Here is a 19,137-nt window from a genome sequence, read left to right as displayed (position 1 = left end):
CCTGTTAGGGTGATAACGGTTTCATTGCATCGCAGCGCGTGCTTGACATGCGCAGACGCCGAAAGGACGACGATGGGGCGACATGCCCGGGACGACGAGCCCGTGCCGCACCCTGAGGACCGTGCCGGGGCGCCGGGCGGACGCCGCCCGCACCCGGACGAGGCCGCGGGTTCCCCCCGCGCCGCGGGTCGCGGTGAGGCCTCCGGCGCGTACCCGGTCGCCGGCCAGGGCTCCTCCCGGACCTCGAAGCGCAGCTCCATCTCCGCGGCGTTCGGGATCGCCGGCCGCGGTGCCGCCGCTCGTGGTGAATCGTCGGGTTACTTCGTCTCCGGGGGCGGCGAGCCCTCCGGCTCCCACCCCGCCGCCGGGCGCGGCGAGTCGTCGCCTGCCGCCCGCCGTGGTGAAGCTTCCGGTACCTACCCCGTCGCGGGGCGCGGCGAGTCGTCGCCTGCCGCCCGCCGTGGTGAAGCTTCCGGTACCTACCCCGTCGCGGGGCGCGGCGAGCCGACCGGCTCGCACCCTGCCGCCCGCCGTGGTGAGGCCTCCGGCTCCTATCCCGCCGTCGGCCTCGGCGAACCTTCCGGTTCCCACCCCGCCGCGGGGCGCGGCGAGCCGTCGCCCGCAGCCCGCCGCGGGGAAGCTTCCGGCTCCTACCCCGTCGTCGGTCGTGGCGAAGCTCCCGGCCGCCGTGGTGCGGCCCCCGGTGCCCAACCGGGCCGCCGAGGCGAAGCCGGCGGGCGCCGCCGAGGCAAGGCCCCCGCCGTCCGCCCGGAAGAGTCCGCCGCCGAGCGGACCGAGGTCATCACCCGGCACGGCGAGACCTCCGGCGACTACCCGATCACCGCCCGGAACGAGCCCGCCGGCTCCCCCCGCACCCTCGAACGCGAAGCAGCCGACGGCGAAGGCACCTCGCGCCGCGGCCGCCGTCGCACCGAAGCCGCCGACGGGGAGACCCCCGGCCGTCGCCGCGTCCCCGGCCGCACCGACACCACCGCACCCGCCGCCAAGAGCGAAGCCACCGGCTCGCACCGGACCCTCGGCAAGGGCGAGGCCACCGGGTCGCACCGGATCGTCGGCAAGAAGGCCCCGCGGCGCCGGATCGCCGGCTGGCCGATCGCCTGCGCCGTGCTCGCCGCCCTGATCGGGCTCGGCGTGATCGGCTGGAACTGGGCCGACAGCGAGCTCAACAGCCGCGCCGAGGCACAGGCCGCCAGCTGTTCCAGCGGCACCTCCCACATGCGGATCCTCGTCACCCCGAGCGTGCAGAAGCCCCTCACCGCCGCGGCCGACCGCTGGAACCAGGCCGCGACCGTCGTCCACGGCCAGTGCGTGCACGTGATGATCGAGGCCAAGCCCTCCGCGCAGGTGCTCGACGCGCTGGTCGGCCGGACGAACGTCGACTCGATCGGCGGGCTCCCGGCCGCGTGGCTGCCCGAGTCGTCGTACTGGGTCAGCGAGCTCACCACCAAGAAGCCCGAGCTGATCGGCTCGCCCGCGCAGTCGGTGGCGAACGCGCGGTCGGCGGACTACCCGTTCATCGGGCTCACCGGGCAGGGCATCGACGACACCGTGCTCCGCGCCGCCCAGACCTTCCGCGAGTACCTCGAACAGCCGGCCCAGCAGGCCGACTTCGCCGCCGCCGGGATCAAGTCGACCTAGACCCGCGTGCCGTTGTCGAGCTCGGCCACCACGGCGAGGTCGTCCTCGGCCAGCTCGAAGTCGAAGATCCCGAAGTTCTCGCGGGTCCGGGTCGTCGTGGCCGAGGCCGCCACGGCGACCGTGTCCGCCTGCAGGTGCCACCGCAGCACGATCTGGGCCGGGGTCTTGCCGTACTTCGCGGCGAGCGCGGTGACCGTCTCGTCGGCCAGCAGGCCGGTGTTCGCGGCCGGGCTCGACGCGGCGGTCACGATGCCGCGCTCGGCGTGGAACTCCCGCAGCGGCAGCTGCTGCAGCCACGGGTGCAGCTCGACCTGGTTCAGCACCGGGACCGCGCCGGTGGCGTCGATCAGCCGGCGCAGCTCCGAGACGCCGAACCCGGCGACGCCGACCGCGCGGACCCGGCCGTCGGCGCGAAGCCGGCTCAGGGCGCGCCAGGTGTCGGTGAACGCGCCTTTCGTGCCGTCCAGGAGGCACAGGTCGGCCTGCTCGACCTGGAGCGCGGCCAGCGCCTGGTCGGCGGCCCGGCGGGCGGTGTCGTAGCCCTGTGCGGGCACCTTGACGCTGACGAACAGCTCTTCGCGCGGCACTCCGGCGAGCGCGTCGCCCACCGCCGCCTCGGTCCCCGGCGCGGTGTCGAAGCCCCGGTAGCCGGTGTCGAGGGCGATGCGGACGGCCCGGCCGGTTTCGGCCGCGGTCAGCCCCGCGACGCCGAACAGCAGCTGGGGGATGCGGACTCCGTCGGACAGGGCGAGCGAAGGCGGGACGGCCATCTGCCGGTGATCCTCACGTCGGATGCTGCGCGGGTGTCCCCCATCATTCCACCGACGCGGCCCGCTCGCGCAGGTACGCGGCGGTCGCCGGGTCGGCCGGGAAGAACGACTCGATCACCAGTTCCGCGACCGTGACGTCCAGTGGCGTGCCGAACGTGGCCACCGTGCTGAAGAACGTCAGGTCGGTGCCCTCGTGGCGGAACTTCAGCGGCACGAAGATGTCACCCGGTCCAGGGACCTCCACCTCGGGCACCGGCTGGGCGCACGGGTAGCCGCGCAGCTCGTCCAGGAGCTCGGTGAGCCCGGGGTCCGCGGTCTGGCCCACCTGGCGACGGAGCCGGCCCAGGAGGTGGGCGCGCCATTCCCCCAGGTTGAGGACGTGCGGGGCCATGCCGTCGGGGTGCAGGGTCGCACGCAGGACGTTGGTGGTCAGCTCGGGCGGGATCCCGGCGACGAACAGGCGGATGGCGGCGTTGGCGTCGACGAGGTTCCAGTTCCGGTCGACCACGGCGGCCGGGTAGGGCTCGTGGCTCGCGAGCAGCTGCCGCACGGCCTGGCGGACGGCGCTCATTTCCGGGTCCCCCAGCGCGTTCTCGGTGTAGGCGGGCGCGAACCCGGCGGCCAGCAGCAGCCGGTTGCGTTCGCGCAGCGGCACGTCGAGGTGTTCGCCGAGACGCAGCACCATGTCCCGGCTCGGCCGGGAGCGCCCGGTTTCCACGAAGCTGAGGTGGCGGGTCGAGATGTCCGCCGAGATCGCGAGGTCGAGCTGGCTGATCCGGCGCCGGTCGCGCCATTCCCGCAGCAGCTCCCCGACGGGCCGCTGCCGCGCGGTCACCTGCACCGTAGTCGTCACGCGAGCGACGCTACGGCGATCACCGGGTCGCTGCCATTACTTCGGGGGTAATGCCCGCGCGCGGCTCGCTCGCCGCCGTGGGATTACCTCTCGCGTAATCGACGGGCCGCCGCTCGTCCGCCAGAGTCGGTCTCAGCGCAGGACGACGAAAAACCGTTGTCCCCCAACCCAAGGAGCACTCCATGAGCGACGTCCGCACCATCGTCGAGCAGTACATCGCCGTGTGGAACGAGACCGACGGCGACAAGCGGCGGGCCCTCATCGCCGACCTCTTCACCGACGGTGCCGGCTACACCGACCCGCTCGGGGCCGTCACCGGGCACGACGGGATCGACCAGTTCGTCGGCGGGGCGCAGCAGCAGTTCGCCGGGCTGAGCTTCAGCCTGCCCGCCGACCCCGACGCGCACCACGACCTCGCGCGGTTCCAGTGGTACCTCGGCACGCCCGGCGCCGAGCCGGTCGCCATCGGGTTCGACGTCGTCGAGCTCGAAGACGGGAAGATCGCGAAGGTGCACGGCTTCCTGGACAAGCTGCCCAGCTGAGTTCCACCGGGGCTTCGCCCCGGGCCGGGGGCTCCGCCACCCGGACCCCCGAAAAGCAGCTGTAACGACAGCGTGCGGGCTCCCAGGCAGGGGAGCCCGCACGCCGCCCGCACCGCTAGCCCTTCAGCGCGCCCCGCCAGCGCACGGTCGGGCGCAGCTTCTCCGGGTTCACCCGGTGCTTGTTGGCGCCCACGATGTCGAACATCGACTCGATCAGCGTGTCCGAGAGCAGGTGCGGCTCCAGCCCCAGCCCGACCAGTCCGGTGTGCTGCACGTTGTAGTAGTGCTCCGGCGCCTCGGAGCGCGGGTTCTCCAGCTGCTCGATCTGCACCGGGCCGGGGAACCGTTCGGCGACGAGGTCGGCGATCGCGGCCACCGACATGCTCTCGGTCATCTGGTTGAAGACCCGGAACTCCCCCGCCCCGGCCGGGTTCTCCACGGCGAGCCGGATGCATTCGACGGTGTCGCGGATGTCGATCAGGCCGCGCGTCTGGGTGCCCTTGCCGTACACGGTCAGCGGCTGGCCCAGCACCGCCTGGATGACGAACCGGTTCAGCACCGTGCCGAACACGGCGTCGTAGTCGAAGCGGGTCGCCAGCCGCGGGTCGAGCGCCGTCTGCGGCGTCTGCTGGCCGTACACCACGCCCTGGTTGAGGTCCGTCGCCCGCAGCCCCCAGGCGCGGCACGTGAATTCGATGTTGTGCGAATCGTGGACCTTCGTCAGGTGGTAGAACGACCCCGGTCGCTTCGGGAACAGCACCCGGTCTTTGCGCCCGTTGTGTTCGAGGTCCAGCCAGCCTTCTTCGATGTCGACGTTCGGCGTGCCGTATTCGCCCATCGTGCCCAGTTTGACCAGATGGATCGCCGGGTCGATCTCGGCGATCGCGTACAACAGGTTCAGGTTGCCGATCACGTTGTTGTGCTGGGTGTACACCGCGTGCTCGCGGTCGATCATCGAGTACGGCGCGGACCGCTGCTCGGCGTAGTGCACCACCGTGTCCGGACCGAAGTCGCGCACCGCTCCGAACAGGAACTCCGCGTCCAGCAGGTCGCCTTCGTAGCTGGTGATCGTCCGCCCGGAGACCTCGTGCCACGCCGCGATGCGGTCGGCCAGTGACTCGATCGGAACGAGGCTGTCGACGCCGAGCTCGACGTCGTAGCCGCGGCGGGCGAAATTGTCGAGAACGGCTACCTCGTGGCCTTTGTCCGATAAGTGCAAAGCGGTCGGCCAACCCAGATATCCGTCACCGCCGAGAACCAGCACTCGCATTGTGCCGCCTTTCCTGCTCGTTTACGCCACCCGACGTTATCGATCACGTGCTGATGAGCACCTGGCAATGAGCTGTGAATCTCCTATGCGTAGGGGACCCGGACGGCGGCGCGACGGGCCCGCGGGGAGGATGGGGGCATGACGACCGTAACCAACGGCGTGCGGCCCCGCACGACGGAGAAGACCCGCCGCCGCGGCTGGGCCCGGCTGGCGCGCGCCGCGGCGACGTCCGTCGCGGCCACGGTCCTCAGCCAGGTCGTCTTGCTCGTGGTCCTCGCCACCGGCGGCGCCGCGGCCCTGGCGAGCACGCTGGCCTGGGCGGCCGGCGCGGTGCTCAACTTCGTGGTCACCCGCCGCTGGGTGTGGGGCCGGACCGGGCGCCCGCGCGTCCGCCGCGAGCTGCTGCCCTACCTGGTCGTGATCGGCCTCGGCGGCCTCGCGTCCATCGGCCTGACGACCCTGGCGGGCTCGCTGCTGACGCCGCTGAACCTGCCGCACGTCTGGTGGGTCGTGCTCGTCGACGCCACGTACGTGGCCAGTTACGCGCTGGTGTTCGTCGTCAAGTTCACCCTGCTCGACCGGCTCGTGTTCGGCCGCGGCGCAGCACGTACCCCCGCCACCACGTCCCCGTCATGACCCGGGCGTAGTTCGCGCCGTAGACGACGCTGCCGCCCTTCTTGCTCTTGCCCGCCTTGCGCAGGCGCATGCTCATCGGCAGCTCGACGACCCGGGAACCGCGCGCGGTCACGCCGAGCATCAGCTCCGACGACTGGTACTGCGGCTCGTTGAGCGGGACCGAGCACGCCAGGTCCGCCCGCATCGCGCGGAAGCCGAACGACGTGTCGGTGATCCGCCGCGCGGTCAGCACCGACGCGAGCACGGCGAACACGCGCACGCCCAGCCACCGGACGCGGCTGTCGGCCTCTTCGTGCCCGAGTCGCCGGGACCCGGTGACGAAGTCGGCGGTGCCGTCGACGACCGGGCTGACCAGGGCTTCGAGCTCGCTGTTGTCGTACTGGCCGTCGGCGTCGGTCGTCACGACGTACTCGGCGCCCGACTCGGCGGCGAGGTGGTAGCCCAGGCGCAGCGCGGCGCCCTGGCCGCGGTTGCGGGGCGCGACGCAGACGTACGCACCGTGCTCCTCGGCGATCGCCGCCGTGTCGTCGGTGCCGCCGTCGACCACGACGAGCACGTCGACCCGCATGCCGAGGCACTCGTCCGGCATCTTCTCCAGGACTTCGCCGATGCCGCCGGCTTCGTTGTAGGCCGCGATGACCACGGTCAGCGGGGCCAGCTCCAGGCCGGGGTGCCGGCCGCGGAAGTCGTCGAGGGCGCCTTGGTCGACGTCGTCGGGGAACGCGGCGAGGCGTTTCCGGCTGGCCGAGGTGAGGGTGGTGAAGCCGAGCGCCCCGGCCACCGGCAGCAGCACGAGGGCGGGGATCTGGTAGCGCCAGGAGAACTGGAACACCGCCGAGGCGAAGAGCAGCACGAGCGCGCTCGACGCCGCGAGCAGCGCCCCCGCCCGCGCCGGGTCCAGGGGCCTCTTGCGACGGAACACCGTCAGCAGGCCCAGCAGCGCGCCGATGCCGAGCACGGCGCCCGGGACGTATCCGCCGCCGAGCTGGTAGTCGCGCAGGAACTTGGCCAGGGGCTGGTCGACACTCGCGACGACGCCGTCGTTCTGCTGGGTGACCAGGTCGATCAGCGACTGGTCGGCCCACTGCGGGTAGGTGAGCTGGAACTGCCACCGGTCCAGGGGGACGTCGGTCGGGTCCTGCTTGCGCGTCCAGGCGAAGCTCTTGGAGAAGTCCTTCAGGACCGCTTCCGCGACGTCGCCGGGCTGCTCCTTCAGGACGTCGACGGCGAACTCGTGGGCCAGCGCAGCCTTGTCGGCGCCCGGAGGCAGCGGGCCCGGCCAGTTGGGGTCGAGGTCGGCGTGGGTGTAGTTGTCCACGAGCCGGGTCTCGCGCGGCTCGGTCGGGCAGAAGACCCGCAACGTCGCGTCGAGGTGGAGGTTCGGGCAGTCGGCGACGGCGGCGGTGCGGCCGTAGAGCATGTTCCCGGACGGCCCGGTCAGCCCCCATTTGCCGGTCTCCGAGTGCACCCGCACCGAGTACGGCACGAGCACGACGAGCAGGCCCAGGACGCCGGCGCCCGCCCGGCGCCAGCCCAGCCACTGCCGCCACGCGCCCCCGGCGACGACCAGGAACACCAGCAGGGGCAGGGCGACGGAGATCCCGACCAGCCGCGTCAGCACGCCGAAGCCGAGCAGCAGTCCCGCGACGCCGGCGCGCTTCCAGCCCGGGGTGCCCCAGCCGAGCAGCAGCCAGAGGAGCCCGAGCAGCACCGCCTCGAAGACGACCTCGGACATGATGTTCTGCTCGATCTGCAGCTGGTACGCGTCGAGCAGCACGGGCACCGCGGCGAGCGCGCCGGCCCACGGCCGGCCGCCGAGGCGCAGGACCAGCGCGTACACGCCGATCGCGATCAGGATTCCGCCGACGTGCTGCACCGCCGCGACCCAGGCGAGCCCGCCGACCGCGAGCAGCGGGCGCAGCACCAGGTCGTAGCCGATCGGGTCGAGCTGGTCGGCGCGCAGCGCGTGCAGGTTGTCGATGTAGCGGAACGAATCGATGTACAGCAGCGCCGGCCGGTAGGCCAGCCAGGTCAGCACCCGGAGCGTGATCGCCGGGACGAGGAGCAGGAGCAGCAGCCAGTGCCGGTGCAGGAAAGCACTCACGGTGTCGCGTTTGGACGGTCGAGGCCGGAGAAGTACTTCCACGCCGTCGCCAGGCCGTCGGTCAGCGAGACGGACGGCTCGTAGCCGATCGTCTCCGCGCTGGCCGAGACGTCGACGACCACCGCGGGCATCTCCCCCGCCGGCGCCTCGACGTGCTCGACGGGCAGCTCGGCGCCGGTCACCTCGCGCACGGCCTCGACCATCTCCAGCACGGAGACCGAGCGCCCGGCGCCGACGATGGCGCGGCCGGTGTGGCCGCTGCCGAGGGCCAGCAGGAGGGCGCGGACGACGTCGTCGACGTGCACGAGGTCGCGGCGCTGGCGGCCGTCGCCGTAGATCTTGATGCCGGTGCCGGTGAGCGCGGCGCGCATCATGCGCGGCACGAAACTGTCCTTATGGGACATTCCGGGACCGTAGACGTTGGTGAACCGCAACGCACACGTCGTCATGCCGTACGCGCCGGCGTAGCCCGAGAGCAGCATTTCGCACGCCGCCTTGGTGGCGCCGTAGGGCGTCAGCGGCCGCAGCGGCAGGTCCGGGGTGATCGTCGCGGTGCCGACGTTGCCGATCACGGCGTTGGTTGACGCGAGCAGGAACTTCGGCACTTCGCGGCGGCGCGCGAGCTCCAGCAGCTCCTGGGTGACCAGGACGTTATCGGCGAAGGTGTCCTCGGGCAGCTCGACCGACTTCAGCACCGAGGTCAGCGCGGCGAGGTGCACGATCCCGGCGGTCTCACGCGTCACGGCCTCTTCGCGGACGGCGGCGTCGCGGAGGTCGCCGGTCACCACGCGGACGCCGTCGCCGTCGCCGTCGTCCGGGAACGGGACCCGGTCCACGACGGTGACCGGGACGTCCCGGTCGCGAAGGGCGCGCACGACGGCCCGGCCGATGAAGCCGCTGCCGCCGGTCACGACCACGGACGTCCGATCGGGACCGTGCGCACTCGACATGGCGTCAACCTACCTGCCGTCCCTGTGCGGGCCGGGCCCGGCGTACACCCGTCAGGCGAACGCCTCCGGGGGCGGGCACGAGCAGACGAGGTTCCGGTCGCCCGCCGCGCCGTCGATGCGGCGGACCGGCGGCCAGATCTTCGCCGCACCCGTCCCGGCCGGGAACACCGCCGTCTCGCGGCTGTAGGGCCGGTCCCACTCGCCCGCGATGCAGCCCGCCGTGTGCGGAGCCTGCCGCAGCGGCGAGTCCGCCAGGGCCCACTCCCCCGCCGCCACGCGGTCGATCTCCGCGCGGATCGCGATCATCGCGGCGCAGAACCGGTCCAGCTCGGCCAGGTCCTCGCTCTCGGTCGGCTCCACCATGAGCGTGCCCGCGACCGGGAACGACATCGTCGGCGCGTGCAGGCCGTAGTCCGCCAGCCGCTTCGCGACGTCGTCGACCGTCACTCCGGTCGCCTTCGTCAGCGGCCGCAGGTCGAGGACGCACTCGTGCGCGACGAGCCCGTCGTGTCCCGCGTACAGCACCGGGTAGTGCTCCCCGAGCCGCCGCGCGACGTAGTTCGCGTTGGCCACCGCCACGAGCGTCGCCCGGCGCAGGCCGGCCGCACCCATCATCCGGACGTACGCCCACGAGATCGGCAGGATCGACGCGCTGCCCCACGGCGCCGCGCTGACCGGCCCGACCCCGGTCTCCGGACCGGCCGCCGGCTGCAGCGGGTGGTTCGGCAGGAACGGCGCCAGGTGCGCGCGGACCCCGATCGGCCCGATCCCGGGTCCGCCGCCGCCGTGCGGGATGCAGAAGGTCTTGTGCAGGTTGAGGTGCGAGACGTCGGCGCCGAACCGGCCGTACTGGGCGACGCCGATGAGCGCGTTCAGGTTGGCGCCGTCGACGTACACCTGCCCGCCCGCGTCGTGCACCAGCGCGCACACCTCGCCGACGGTGTCTTCGTAGACCCCGTGCGTCGACGGGTAGGTGATCATGATCGCGGCCAGGTCCGCCCGATGGCCGTCCACAGTGGACCGCAGGTGCGCGAGGTCGATGTTGCCGGCGTCGTCGCAGCGGACCACGACCACCCGCATGCCGGCCATCACGGCGCTCGCCGCGTTCGTGCCGTGGGCGCTCGCCGGGATGAGGCAGACGTCGCGCTCGCCCTCGCCGCGTGAACGGTGGTAGGCGCGGATGGCCAGCAGCCCGGCGAACTCGCCCTGGCTGCCCGCGTTGGGCTGCAGGGAAACCGTGTCGTAGCCGGTGATCCGGGCGAGCCAGGCGCCGAGGTCGGCGACCACCTCCAGGAGACCGGCGGCGTCGTCGGCGGGCGCGAACGGGTGCAGCCCGGCGAACTCCGGCCAGGTGACCGGCTCCATCTCGGCGGTGGCGTTGAGCTTCATGGTGCACGAGCCGAGCGGGATCATGCTGCGGTCGAGCGCGACGTCCTGGTCGGCCAGCTGCCGCAGGTACCGCAGCAGCGCGGTTTCCGAGCGGTGGGCGTGGAACACCGGGTGCGCGAGGAAACCGCTGGTGCGCCGCAGCGGCGCCGGGAGCGCGTCCGCGGTGTCCGCGTCGAGGCCGTCCACATCGGACACCGAGACGCCGAACGCCTTCCACACGCAGGAAAGCCGTTCGCGGGTGGTCGTCTCGTCGCAGGCGACGCCGACGTGGTCGTCGTCGACGAGCCGCAGGTTCACGCCGAGGTCGCGGGCCGCCGCGACGACCGCGCCCGCCCGGCCGGGCACCGCCGCGGTGATCGTGTCGAAGAACTCGCCGTGCACGACCTCGACCCCGCCCTCGCAGAGGCCGGCCGCGAGCACGGTCGCCATCCGGTGGGCGCGCAGCGCGATCCCGCGCAGTCCCTCGGGCCCGTGGTACACCGCGTACATCGACGCCATCACCGCCAGCAGGACCTGCGCGGTGCAGATGTTCGACGTCGCCTTCTCGCGGCGGATGTGCTGCTCCCGGGTCTGCAGGGCGAGCCGGTACGCGGGTGCGCCGTCGGCGTCCTTCGAGACGCCGACCAGCCGGCCCGGCAGCTGCCGCTCCAGGCCCTTCCGGACCGCGAGGTAGGCCGCGTGCGGGCCACCGAAGCCGAGCGGGACGCCGAACCGCTGCGTCGACCCGACGGCGACGTCGGCGCCGAGCTCCCCCGGCGGCCGCAGCAGGGTCAGGGCCAGCGGATCGGCCGCGACGATCACCGCCGCGCCGTGCTTCTTCGCGTCGGCGATCGTCAGGTCAAGCTCCCACACCGCACCCGACGCGCCCGGGTAGGACAGCAGGATCCCGAAGAAGTCACCGCCGAGCCCGAGCCCGGTCAGCCCTTGGGACAGGTCTTCGACGACCAGCTCGATGCCGAGGGGCTCGGCCCGGGTCCGGAGCACGGCGAGGGTCTGCGGCAGGGTGTCCCGGTCGACGACGAACCGGTTCGACGCGGACTTCCCGGCCCGGCGCACGAGGGTCATCGCCTCGGCGGCCGCGGTGGCCTCGTCGAGCATCGACGCGTTCGCGACCGGCAGCCCGGTCAGGTCGGCGACCACGGTCTGGAAGTTGAGCAGCGCCTCGAGCCGTCCTTGCGAGATCTCGGGCTGGTAGGGCGTGTAGGCGGTGTACCAGGCGGGGTTCTCGAGCACGTTGCGCCGGATCACGGGCGGGGTGACGGTGTCGTGGTAGCCGAGCCCGATCATCTGGGCCATGGGCCGGTTGCGCTCGGCGAGCGCCCGGAGTTCGGCGAGCGCTTGGGCCTCGGTGGCCGGGGGCGGCAGTTCGAGCGGGCCGGCGGAGGCGCGCAGCGACTCGGGAACGGCACGTTCGGAGAGCTCGTCGAGAGAAGCGACGCCGATGACGTCGAGGATGCGGCGAAGTTCGTCCGGCCCGGGCCCGATGTGCCGCTCGACGAAAGGGATCCCTTGCTCGAGAGAGGCGAGTGACAAGTCCACGATGGCCTCCTCCGAACGGCGGTGTTTCCACCCAGCTAACCGGACCGAAGAACGGAAGGCGACCACGGCCGGGGTCCGGGGGCGGAGCCCGCCGGGCGGGGTGTGGGGGTTGCACCCCCACAAGACACTCCGGAGGGTTCAGGCGAGCGCTCTCCGCGAGCACAGCTCACCCAAACCCGGAGGCCGTACCCTCCCCACTCTGTCCGTACCCGCGAAACGGGCGCCTGAGAGTTTCGCCCGAGGTTGAGCCGGGCTTGCACCGTCGGCGGGGCCATCAGGTTGTGTCCTGACGACCCGCTTTCCAGAGGCGTCTCGTCCGCGCGGTCCAGGGTGCCTGAGAGGTTCCGGGGAGGACTTGCTCCTTCGGCGCCGGACTCGAGGTTGTGGTCCGGACTCTCCCGCGCGGATTCGTCGACCGCAGGGGGGACCTTACTCGCCTCCCCGCAGCGATGATCACCCGGTCTTGCGGGCGTTGCGGCGCTGGGTCAGCTCGTCCGGCCCGTGCTGCTCGACGATCCCGCCGTCGGCGCGTTCGGCCTGGAACTCGTGGATGGTGCCGCTGATCTCCTGCATGGCTCCGCTGACGGCGATGCCGAAGACGCCCTGGCCGCCCTGGAGCAGGTCGACGATCTCCTCCGGCGAGGTGCACTCGTAGACGGTGGTGCCGTCGGAGAACAGCGTCACGCGCGCGAGGTCGCGGACGCCGCGGAGGCGGAGGTGGTCGACCGCGACCCGGATGTTCTGCAGGGAGACCCCGGTGTCCAGCAGCCGCTTGACGACCTTGAGGACCAGGATGTCCTTGAACGAGTACAGCCGCTGCGAGCCGGAGCCGTGTGCCGTGCGGATGCTGGGTGCGACCAGCTTCGTCCGGGCCCAGTAGTCGAGCTGGCGGTAGGTGATCCCCGCGATCTGGCACGCGGCGGGGCCGCGGTAGCCCACCAGCTCGTCGGGCAGTGAGTCGTCGGGGAACAGTTCACCCTGCTCACCAGCCGCGACCTGAACAGGCTGCTTCTCGGAACCAGCCTCGACCACGCAAGCCTCCCTTCGCCCGACCGGACGGCCGGCGAATGACAGCCGGACGGTCCCAGGAGCGGGACCCGCCGGAGATCAACCACCACGACCCGGCCCCAGACCGTGAATCACATCGTGGCGATTTACCTCCTTCGACGGTAAGCGCCAGGAGAACACCGGTCAACGCGACGCGCGGCAAGCCTCAACGGTCGGATGAGCCTTTGAGCCGTTCGCCGTACCCCGGAGGCAGTGGTTCAAACCTCTTGCGCTCTTTTACTCACTCGTGTAATTTTTTACTCATGCAAGTAAACACCGATCTCATGGCCGAGATGGGCCTCAGCGTGACCGAGGCGGCGCGGCGCGCGCAGATCATCGGCGCGACCATCGGCGTCATCGCCGACCTCGGCTACCGGAAAGCCACGTTCGCCAAGATCAAGGAACGCGCCGGGCTCAGCAGCACCCGGATGATCTCGTACCACTTCACCAACAAGGCCGGCCTGATGCAGGCCGTGCTCAGCACGGTGGTCGAGACGAAGAACGAGTTCCTGAAGGAGCGCACCGGCGGCGGGGTCGACCCCGCCGACCGGCCCGGCTACCTGCGGGCGCACATCGAGACGTCGATCGCGTTCCTGCGCTCGTACCCCGAGTGCGTCCGGGTGCTGACGGAGATGGCCGCCAACGCCGACGACGCCGAGGGCTGGATGATGACGAAGATCCTGGTCGACGACATGCGCGTGCACGGCCTGGCCCGCCAGCTCAAGCAGGGCCAGGCGGAAGGACTGTTCGGCGGCTTCACGCCGGAGGTGATGGCGATGTCCGTCGCGCAGGCGATCGACGGGGTCGCCGCGGCCTACGCGGCGGACCCGTCGCTGGACCTCGATCAGTACGGCCGGGAGGTCGCCGACACCTTCGTGAAGGCGACTGCTCCCTAGAGGGCCTGGTCGAGGCGCTCCTCGATCCGGGCCTTCGGGTAGGCCCCGACGATCGTCGTCACCGGCTCGCCGCCCGAGAAGAGGATCATCGTCGGCAGGGACATGACCTGGTACGACCGGGTCGTCTCCGGGTTCTCGTCGGCGTTGACCTTCCGCACGGCGAGCTTCCCGGCCCGCTCGGTGGCCAGCTGGGCCAGCACCGGCCCCACCATCCGGCACGGCCCGCACCAGGTGGCCCAGAACTCGACCAGCACGGGCACGTCACTGCCGAGGACCTCGGCGGCGAACGTCGCGTCGGTGACGTCGGAAACGGCGACAGCGGTCACTTCGGGCATGACAAGCTCCTTCACGGGCGCGGGGCGTCGGGAACGACACAGGGATCGGGTGCCTGCCGGGCGAGGGCACCGGCGAGCTTCGCGGCCAGCTCGCCACGGATTCCGCCGAGCCGCGCCAAGAGCGCGTCGGCCTCTTCGAGCTTGCGGCGGTAGACCTCGATCGAACTCGCGCAGGAATCGCCGGTCTCGTGGCCGCTGCGCAGGCAGTCGACGAACGGGCGGGTCTCGTCGAGGGTCAGGCCGACCGTCTGCAGGGTCTGGATCTCCTCGACCAGCTGCAGGTCGTCCTCGTCGTACTCGCGGTAGCCGTTCGCCGAGCGACGGGCCGGCAGCAGGCCCTGCGCCTCATAAAAACGCAGCGCACGGGTGGTGACACCCGTGCGCTGCGCAAGCTCTCCGATCCGCATACCACCGACGCTAGACGTTGACGTCCGCGTCAAGGCAAGGTCTTCAGGTATCGGCTCCCCGGAAGTCCTCGGGCGACACGGAGTCGAGGAACTCGCGGAACTTCTCGACCTCGTCCTCCTGCTCGTCCGGGATGATCAGGCCGGCCTCTTCCAGCACCGCGTCCACGGCGTGGATGGGAACGCCGATCCGCAGGGCCAGCGCGACCGAGTCGCTCGGCCGGGCGGACACCCTGATGTCACCGTCGAAGACGAGTTCGGCGAAGAACGTGCCTTCCTTGAGGTCGGTGATCACGACCTGCTCGAGCTCGCGGCCCAACGCCCCGATGACCTCTTTCAGCAGGTCATGGGTGAGCGGACGGGCGGGACGGACCCCCTGCTGCTCCAACGCGATGGCGGTCGCTTCGACCGAGCCGATCCAGATCGGCAGGTACCGTTCGCCCTCGGTCTCCCGCAGCAACAAGATCGGCTGATTCGCGGGCAGCTCGACCCGCACACCGACGACGCGCATTTCGCTCATCGGGCTTCGCCTCCCTCTCGTGCACACGGGCTTCAGCGCTGGAACCGCCTCGCGCCGTTCACTCCCGACGCTACCCGTCATCCGTGCGCTGTGCTCGCTGTCGGACACTCTCGGCTCGCCTACCGCAAACCGTTGTTCTCACGGTACGGCATGAGGTGCCGAACATTCAGTCATTGACATGGGACCGCAAAGAGGATCTCACCGCCCGTTACGGCTCAACAACCCGTGGCGCCACGGATTCCGGCCTTCACGAGGAGCGTGTGCAGGGTCACGGACAGTGCCGCGAGCTCTCGCACCACTTCATCGGCCCTCGACTTGGCCTCCGGGTCACGGTGCCGATACACCGGGGTCACGATCTGCTCCAGCAACCCGACCTCGCGGTCGGCCGCGGCGCGGAAGGCGCGCAGATGTCTCGGCTCGATACCGAATTCGGTCATCGCCTTCACCGTCCGCGCGACCAGCACCGCGTCCGGGTCGAAGAACCCCGCGGGACCGGGGCGGACCAGGCCGTACTGCTGCAGCTCGGCCAGCGCGGCGGCGTCGATGCCGGCCTGCTCCAAGAGCTCCTCCTGGGTCAGGCGCAGCTCCTTGCCGGGGGCGAAGTCCTCCGCGACCGGCAAGCCGACGTTCTCCGCCGCGGTGTCGATCGGCACCAGCCGGCGCGGCGGGCGGGGCAGGGCCGTGACGGGCCCGGCTCCCGAGTCCGCCGCGTCCAGCTGCTCCTTGATGACCTTCAACGGGAGGTAGTGGTCCCGCTGGGCGGCCAGGACGAACCTCAGGCGCTCCACGTCCGCCGCGGCGAACTGCCGGTACCCCGAAGCCGTCCGGCCCGGCTGGACCAGGCCTTCGGCTTCGAGGAACCGGATCTTGGAGATGGTGACATCGGGGAAGTCCGAGCGCAGCTGCGCCAGCACGGCCCCGATGCTCAGTCCATGGTTCTGTGGCCGCCCGGCCGCCGTCACTGCGCCCCCTGGCCCCCGTGACCCGGACCGGTCAGGAAGACCAGGCGGAACTTCCCGATCTGCACCTCGTCGCCGCCCGCGAGGACGGCCTGGTCGACCGGCTCGCGGTTGACGTAGGTGCCGTTGAGGCTGCCGACGTCGATGACGACGAACTCGCCGCCCTCACGCCGGAACTCGGCGTGCCGCCGGGAGACCGTGACGTCGTCCAGGAAGATGTCGCTGTCCGGGTGCCGCCCCGCGCTGGTGGTGTCGCGGTCGAGCAGGAACCGCGAACCCGCGTTGGGCCCGCGCTTCACGACCAGGAGCGCCGAACCCGCCGGCAGGGCGTCGACGCCCTGCACCGGTGCCTCCGCGGCGGGGGCGGACTCGTGGCCTTCGGCTTCGGCCAGGAAGTCGGCCCGGAAGACAGAGGTCCGCTCCGGAGACTGCTCCGGGGGAACGCCGCCGGGCCCGTCGTTCGTGCTCACCTGAGCTCTCCTCCACACATGCTGTGTTGCCTAGTACTCAAGAACGTGTAGCTGCCAACGTACCGTGCCTGATCGATTCTCCGAGCCCCGGCTCCCCGAACCGGCGCAGTGCCGGTCCGGGCGGCCCGGAGCGGGGTTCAGCCCTTGGTCAGGGCGTCGTACGCCTCGGCTTCCAGCAGGGCTTCGAGCCCCGCCGGGTCGTCGAGCCGGATCTCGATCAGCCAGCCCTCGCCGTAGGGGTCGCTGTTGATCAGCTCGGGCGAGTCGGCGACCGCGTCGTTGACCGAGACGACCTCGCCGTCGACCGGCGCGAACAGCTCGGACACGCTCTTCGTCGACTCGACCTCGCCGAAGACGTCGCCCGCGCTCACCTGGCGGCCGACCTCGGGCAGGTCGACGAACACGACGTCGCCGAGCTGGTCCTGCGCGTACTCGGTGATGCCGATGCGGACGAGGGTGTCCTCGCCGCGGGTGGCGACCCACTCGTGTTCCTCGGTGTAGCGAAGCTCTTCAGGAGCGGACACCGCCGGTCCCCTTTCATGCCCTCACTGGCGAAAACGTGCTGGGCGAAGTCTTACACCCACACGGCGCAGCGGCGGGCTCGACCCGGGGAAAACCGTCGCGCTCAGTTGTCGCCGGCGCCGCGCAGGGCGTTGCGCGCCTGCACGACGTAGAGCACGCCGGACCAGACGTAGAGGACCCCGCCCCAGATGGTGAAGGCGTAGCCGATCGGCCGGGCGACCGCGGCGATGTCCGAGCCACCCTGCGCGAGCAGCAGGAACGGGAAGGCGTACATCAGCACGAAGGTCGCGCCCTTGCCGATGTAGGTGACCTCCGGCGGGGCGAACCCGCGGCGGCGCAGCGTCAGCACGCAGACGCCGAGCACGGCTTCGCGCACCAGGAGCGGCACCACGACCCACCAGGGGATGATCTCCCGGACCAGGAACGCGATGAGCGTCGCGAGGATGTAGAGCCGGTCGGCCGCCGGGTCGAGCAGCTGGCCCAGCCGGGACATCTGGTTGAGCCAGCGGGCCAGCTTGCCGTCGAGCCAGTCGGTCAGCGCGCTGAAGACCAGCAGCGCGAGCGCCCAGCCGTCCTCTTCCGGACCCAGCAGCAGCCAGAGGAACACCGGCACGCCGGCGAGCCGCAGCAGCGACAGCATGTTGGGGACGTTGAAGGCCTGCCTCAGCAGGGACGGCTCGGCGGCGCTCGCCTGCGCGGCTGGTTCGGGGGCGGCTGTGCTCACCCGGCCAGCGTAGTCAGCACGCCCGGCGGCGGCTCCAGCCGCGTCGCTGCAGTTCGGCGCTGCTCAGCGCCTCGGGGCGGCCGCGGTAGTCGGTGCCCATCCAGCGGGCGCGGCCGGGGCGCGCCTCCAGGACGTACGGGCGTCCGCAGCACCACACGACGCTGCTGGGGACGGTCGGCGGGCCGGCCGGGCCGGTGGTCTCGTCGGTGCTGGCTTCGGGGCTGGTCACAGCGTCGGCGTTCATCGCTCTCACGGGATCGGGACGGGGGTCGGGGACGGGAAGCTCGTCAGCCTCCACCAAGATCTTCGGCTCGCGGGGCCGGGATGTTAACCGTCCCGGCCGGAATTAGACCGATCGATTCTTGATGGCAGCGTGAGGTTTCGGAGCGTGAACGGAATGTTAATTGTCCATTGTGGACGGTGTTCCGGTGGCCACCGGGCCGGGCCGCCACCCGGCTGGAGTAATCTGCCGCACACCTGTGGGCGAGTCGGTCCACGCGGCCCCGGCCCGGATGGGCCAGAATGACCGGGCCAGCCTGACCGGGGAGGAAACGATCGCGGTGCCCCACCCGACCACCACGAGGACGTGGCGGCCGTTGCTCGCCGCCTGCCTCGCCGTGCCCGCGCTCGCGGCCTGCTCCGGCGAGCCGGCCGCGCAGGCGCCGCCCTCATCGCCTCCCCCGGCGACCTCCTCCGCCGCGCCGACGTCCACCGGGACGCCTCCGCCACCGCCCGCCGGCGGCAGTTCCTCCGCGCCCGCGCCGGTGACGAAGCCGTCCGGGGCGCCGCCGTCGGTACCCGGGTCGTGCGGCACCGTGACCGCCGCGAGCGGGCTGACGCTCTACGTGTTCGACAGCGGCTCCGCCGGCGTCACCTGCGTCGCGGCGACGAAGCTCGTCGGCGACTTCCACCGCAAGATCGCCGGGCGCCAGGGCGCCGGCTCGAACGACGCGGTGAACGAGACCGTCGACGGCTGGCTGTGCACGTCCGGGCCACCGGCCGCCCAGGGCGGCACCACCTGCACGAAGGGCGAGCAGACGGTCTTCGCCGCCGTCGTGCCGTCCGAGTGACCTCTCCCGATCCGTTTCCGCTCCTGAAGGGCCCATGAAGACACTCGCCTACCCCCTGCTGCTCGTCGCCGCGACCGCCGTGCTGGCCGGCTGCGGCGGTGACCCGGCGCCCGCGGCGCCGTCCCCGACCGGCTCCGAGCCCGTCCCCGCCGCGGCCGCGGCGGCCGGGTCGACGGCGCCGGGCGTGCCGTGCGGCGACGTCCCCGGCACGAGCGGCGCGAAGACGGCGGTCGTCGCGCACGGCCAGGTCGACTGCGCCGCGGCGACGAAGCTGCTGAAGGACTACTTCGCCAAGCTGACCCCGGCCGACGCGGCCTCCGCCGACGGCCCGGGCCCGGTCGTCCTCGACGAGTGGACGTGCGGCAGCGGCCCGAACGACCCGGTGACGGCGTGCTCGACGGAGGACGGCCGCCAGGTCGAGGGCACCCGCGCCTGAGCAGTCGTGAGTGAGAAACAGCGTTCTAACACTGTTTCTCAC

Annotated in this window: 22 protein-coding genes and 1 riboswitch; of the genes, 6 read left to right on the top strand and 16 right to left on the bottom strand. The window is 71.7% G+C overall.

Annotated elements, in window-relative coordinates:
- The first annotated feature begins 72 nt into the window (after window positions 1-72).
- Window positions 73-1,659, top strand: a complete 1,587-nt coding sequence (locus tag AB0C38_RS44880; protein WP_360686094.1) for a hypothetical protein — start codon at window positions 73-75, stop codon at window positions 1,657-1,659.
- Here AB0C38_RS44880 and AB0C38_RS44875 read toward each other — a convergent pair.
- Together AB0C38_RS44875 and AB0C38_RS44870 are read right to left on the bottom strand one after the other, a co-directional pair.
- Window positions 1,656-2,429, bottom strand: coding sequence for an aldo/keto reductase (locus tag AB0C38_RS44875; protein ID WP_360686091.1), 774 nt, complete (start codon window positions 2,427-2,429; stop codon window positions 1,656-1,658). The two genes, AB0C38_RS44880 and AB0C38_RS44875, sit on opposite strands and share 4 nt — an antisense overlap.
- A 43-nt stretch (window positions 2,430-2,472) precedes the next feature.
- Window positions 2,473-3,282 (bottom strand): helix-turn-helix transcriptional regulator, encoded by an 810-nt coding sequence (locus tag AB0C38_RS44870; RefSeq protein WP_360686088.1) that lies wholly within the window; start codon window positions 3,280-3,282, stop codon window positions 2,473-2,475.
- Window positions 3,283-3,464: 182 nt separating this feature from the next.
- On the opposite strand from AB0C38_RS44870, the gene AB0C38_RS44865 reads away from it, so the two are divergent.
- Entirely contained in the window at window positions 3,465-3,824 is a 360-nt protein-coding gene (locus tag AB0C38_RS44865; protein ID WP_360686085.1) for a nuclear transport factor 2 family protein, read from the top strand.
- 115 nt (window positions 3,825-3,939) lie between these two features.
- Here AB0C38_RS44865 and AB0C38_RS44860 read toward each other — a convergent pair whose 3' ends face one another.
- Entirely contained in the window at window positions 3,940-5,094 is a 1,155-nt protein-coding gene (locus tag AB0C38_RS44860) for an NAD-dependent epimerase/dehydratase family protein (protein WP_360686082.1), read from the bottom strand.
- Window positions 5,095-5,232: 138 nt separating this feature from the next.
- On the opposite strand from AB0C38_RS44860, the gene AB0C38_RS44855 reads away from it, so the two are divergent.
- The gene (locus AB0C38_RS44855) at window positions 5,233-5,730 is read left to right on the top strand and encodes a GtrA family protein (RefSeq protein ID WP_360686079.1); all 498 of its coding nucleotides are present in this window, start codon (window positions 5,233-5,235) and stop codon (window positions 5,728-5,730) included.
- On the opposite strand, the gene AB0C38_RS44850 is transcribed toward AB0C38_RS44855, so the two are convergent.
- The 4 genes from AB0C38_RS44850 to AB0C38_RS44835 form a co-directional block, all read right to left on the bottom strand.
- A complete protein-coding gene (locus AB0C38_RS44850) occupies window positions 5,660-7,834 on the bottom strand; it encodes a glycosyltransferase family 2 protein (protein WP_360686076.1) in 2,175 nt (724 codons plus the stop codon). The genes AB0C38_RS44855 and AB0C38_RS44850 overlap by 71 nt on opposite strands.
- Entirely contained in the window at window positions 7,831-8,784 is a 954-nt protein-coding gene (locus AB0C38_RS44845) for an NAD-dependent epimerase/dehydratase family protein (RefSeq protein WP_360686073.1), read from the bottom strand. Before AB0C38_RS44845 ends, AB0C38_RS44850 begins: the two co-directional genes overlap by 4 nt.
- A gap of 51 nt (window positions 8,785-8,835) precedes the next feature.
- On the bottom strand, window positions 8,836-11,715 hold the full coding sequence (gcvP, locus tag AB0C38_RS44840; protein ID WP_360686197.1) for an aminomethyl-transferring glycine dehydrogenase: 2,880 nt from the start codon (window positions 11,713-11,715) through the stop codon (window positions 8,836-8,838).
- 308 nt (window positions 11,716-12,023) lie between these two features.
- Window positions 12,024-12,123, bottom strand: a riboswitch (glycine riboswitch).
- Window positions 12,124-12,165: 42 nt separating this feature from the next.
- The gene (locus tag AB0C38_RS44835) at window positions 12,166-12,744 is read right to left on the bottom strand and encodes a MerR family transcriptional regulator (RefSeq protein ID WP_360686070.1); all 579 of its coding nucleotides are present in this window, start codon (window positions 12,742-12,744) and stop codon (window positions 12,166-12,168) included.
- Window positions 12,745-13,022: 278 nt separating this feature from the next.
- On the opposite strand from AB0C38_RS44835, the gene AB0C38_RS44830 reads away from it, so the two are divergent.
- Entirely contained in the window at window positions 13,023-13,655 is a 633-nt protein-coding gene (locus AB0C38_RS44830) for a TetR/AcrR family transcriptional regulator (protein ID WP_360686067.1), read from the top strand.
- On the opposite strand, the gene trxA is transcribed toward AB0C38_RS44830, so the two are convergent.
- From trxA to AB0C38_RS44785, 9 genes are all read right to left on the bottom strand, one after another.
- Window positions 13,652-13,990, bottom strand: a complete 339-nt coding sequence (trxA, locus tag AB0C38_RS44825) for a thioredoxin (protein ID WP_360686064.1) — start codon at window positions 13,988-13,990, stop codon at window positions 13,652-13,654. The two genes, AB0C38_RS44830 and trxA, sit on opposite strands and share 4 nt — an antisense overlap.
- 11 nt (window positions 13,991-14,001) lie before the next feature.
- Window positions 14,002-14,397, bottom strand: coding sequence for a MerR family transcriptional regulator (locus AB0C38_RS44820; RefSeq protein ID WP_360686061.1), 396 nt, complete (start codon window positions 14,395-14,397; stop codon window positions 14,002-14,004).
- Window positions 14,398-14,440: 43 nt separating this feature from the next.
- Window positions 14,441-14,914 (bottom strand): bifunctional nuclease family protein, encoded by a 474-nt coding sequence (locus tag AB0C38_RS44815; protein ID WP_009078856.1) that lies wholly within the window; start codon window positions 14,912-14,914, stop codon window positions 14,441-14,443.
- A 215-nt stretch (window positions 14,915-15,129) separates the two neighbouring features.
- On the bottom strand, window positions 15,130-15,876 hold the full coding sequence (locus tag AB0C38_RS44810; protein ID WP_360686058.1) for a MerR family transcriptional regulator: 747 nt from the start codon (window positions 15,874-15,876) through the stop codon (window positions 15,130-15,132).
- Window positions 15,873-16,343 (bottom strand): glycogen accumulation regulator GarA, encoded by a 471-nt coding sequence (gene garA / locus AB0C38_RS44805; RefSeq protein ID WP_284750621.1) that lies wholly within the window; start codon window positions 16,341-16,343, stop codon window positions 15,873-15,875. The genes AB0C38_RS44810 and garA overlap by 4 nt, the downstream gene beginning before the upstream one ends.
- Window positions 16,344-16,480: 137 nt before the next feature.
- Window positions 16,481-16,867, bottom strand: a complete 387-nt coding sequence (gcvH, locus tag AB0C38_RS44800; protein WP_285996464.1) for a glycine cleavage system protein GcvH — start codon at window positions 16,865-16,867, stop codon at window positions 16,481-16,483.
- Between the two features lie 101 nt (window positions 16,868-16,968).
- Window positions 16,969-17,589 (bottom strand): CDP-alcohol phosphatidyltransferase family protein, encoded by a 621-nt coding sequence (locus AB0C38_RS44795; protein ID WP_360686053.1) that lies wholly within the window; start codon window positions 17,587-17,589, stop codon window positions 16,969-16,971.
- Between the two features lie 13 nt (window positions 17,590-17,602).
- A complete protein-coding gene (locus AB0C38_RS44790; RefSeq protein ID WP_360686050.1) occupies window positions 17,603-17,833 on the bottom strand; it encodes a hypothetical protein in 231 nt (76 codons plus the stop codon).
- Window positions 17,834-17,989: 156 nt separating this feature from the next.
- On the bottom strand, window positions 17,990-18,403 hold the full coding sequence (locus AB0C38_RS44785; protein WP_360686047.1) for a hypothetical protein: 414 nt from the start codon (window positions 18,401-18,403) through the stop codon (window positions 17,990-17,992).
- A 1-nt stretch (window position 18,404) separates the two neighbouring features.
- Here AB0C38_RS44785 and AB0C38_RS44780 point away from each other — a divergent pair, with 1 nt between their 5' ends.
- Both AB0C38_RS44780 and AB0C38_RS44775 read left to right on the top strand, forming a co-directional pair.
- Complete coding sequence (locus AB0C38_RS44780) at window positions 18,405-18,659, top strand: hypothetical protein (RefSeq protein WP_360686045.1); 255 nt, start codon at window positions 18,405-18,407, stop codon at window positions 18,657-18,659.
- Between the two features lie 34 nt (window positions 18,660-18,693).
- On the top strand, window positions 18,694-19,095 hold the full coding sequence (locus AB0C38_RS44775; protein ID WP_360686042.1) for a hypothetical protein: 402 nt from the start codon (window positions 18,694-18,696) through the stop codon (window positions 19,093-19,095).
- Window positions 19,096-19,137 lie beyond the last annotated feature (42 nt).

The sequence above is a fragment of the Amycolatopsis sp. NPDC048633 genome, from assembly GCF_040650695.1.
In the GTDB taxonomy this organism is placed as follows: Bacteria; Actinomycetota; Actinomycetes; order Mycobacteriales; family Pseudonocardiaceae; genus Amycolatopsis.
This window is presented reverse-complemented; position numbering and strand designations above follow the sequence as displayed.

Excerpts from the sequence above, each read along its gene's own strand:
- AB0C38_RS44880 (WP_360686094.1), top strand. The coding sequence starts at position 73 with ATGGGGCGACATGCCCGGGACGACGAGCCCGTGCCGCACCCTGAGGAC.
- AB0C38_RS44875 (WP_360686091.1), bottom strand. The coding sequence starts at position 2,429 with ATGGCCGTCCCGCCTTCGCTCGCCCTGTCCGACGGAGTCCGCATCCCC.
- AB0C38_RS44865 (WP_360686085.1), top strand. The coding sequence starts at position 3,465 with ATGAGCGACGTCCGCACCATCGTCGAGCAGTACATCGCCGTGTGGAAC.
- AB0C38_RS44860 (WP_360686082.1), bottom strand. The coding sequence starts at position 5,094 with ATGCGAGTGCTGGTTCTCGGCGGTGACGGATATCTGGGTTGGCCGACC.
- AB0C38_RS44855 (WP_360686079.1), top strand. The coding sequence starts at position 5,233 with ATGACGACCGTAACCAACGGCGTGCGGCCCCGCACGACGGAGAAGACC.
- AB0C38_RS44845 (WP_360686073.1), bottom strand. The coding sequence starts at position 8,784 with ATGTCGAGTGCGCACGGTCCCGATCGGACGTCCGTGGTCGTGACCGGC.
- AB0C38_RS44830 (WP_360686067.1), top strand. The coding sequence starts at position 13,023 with ATGCAAGTAAACACCGATCTCATGGCCGAGATGGGCCTCAGCGTGACC.
- trxA (WP_360686064.1), bottom strand. The coding sequence starts at position 13,990 with ATGCCCGAAGTGACCGCTGTCGCCGTTTCCGACGTCACCGACGCGACG.
- AB0C38_RS44820 (WP_360686061.1), bottom strand. The coding sequence starts at position 14,397 with ATGCGGATCGGAGAGCTTGCGCAGCGCACGGGTGTCACCACCCGTGCG.
- AB0C38_RS44815 (WP_009078856.1), bottom strand. The coding sequence starts at position 14,914 with ATGAGCGAAATGCGCGTCGTCGGTGTGCGGGTCGAGCTGCCCGCGAAT.
- AB0C38_RS44790 (WP_360686050.1), bottom strand. The coding sequence starts at position 17,833 with ATGAACGCCGACGCTGTGACCAGCCCCGAAGCCAGCACCGACGAGACC.
- AB0C38_RS44775 (WP_360686042.1), top strand. The coding sequence starts at position 18,694 with ATGAAGACACTCGCCTACCCCCTGCTGCTCGTCGCCGCGACCGCCGTG.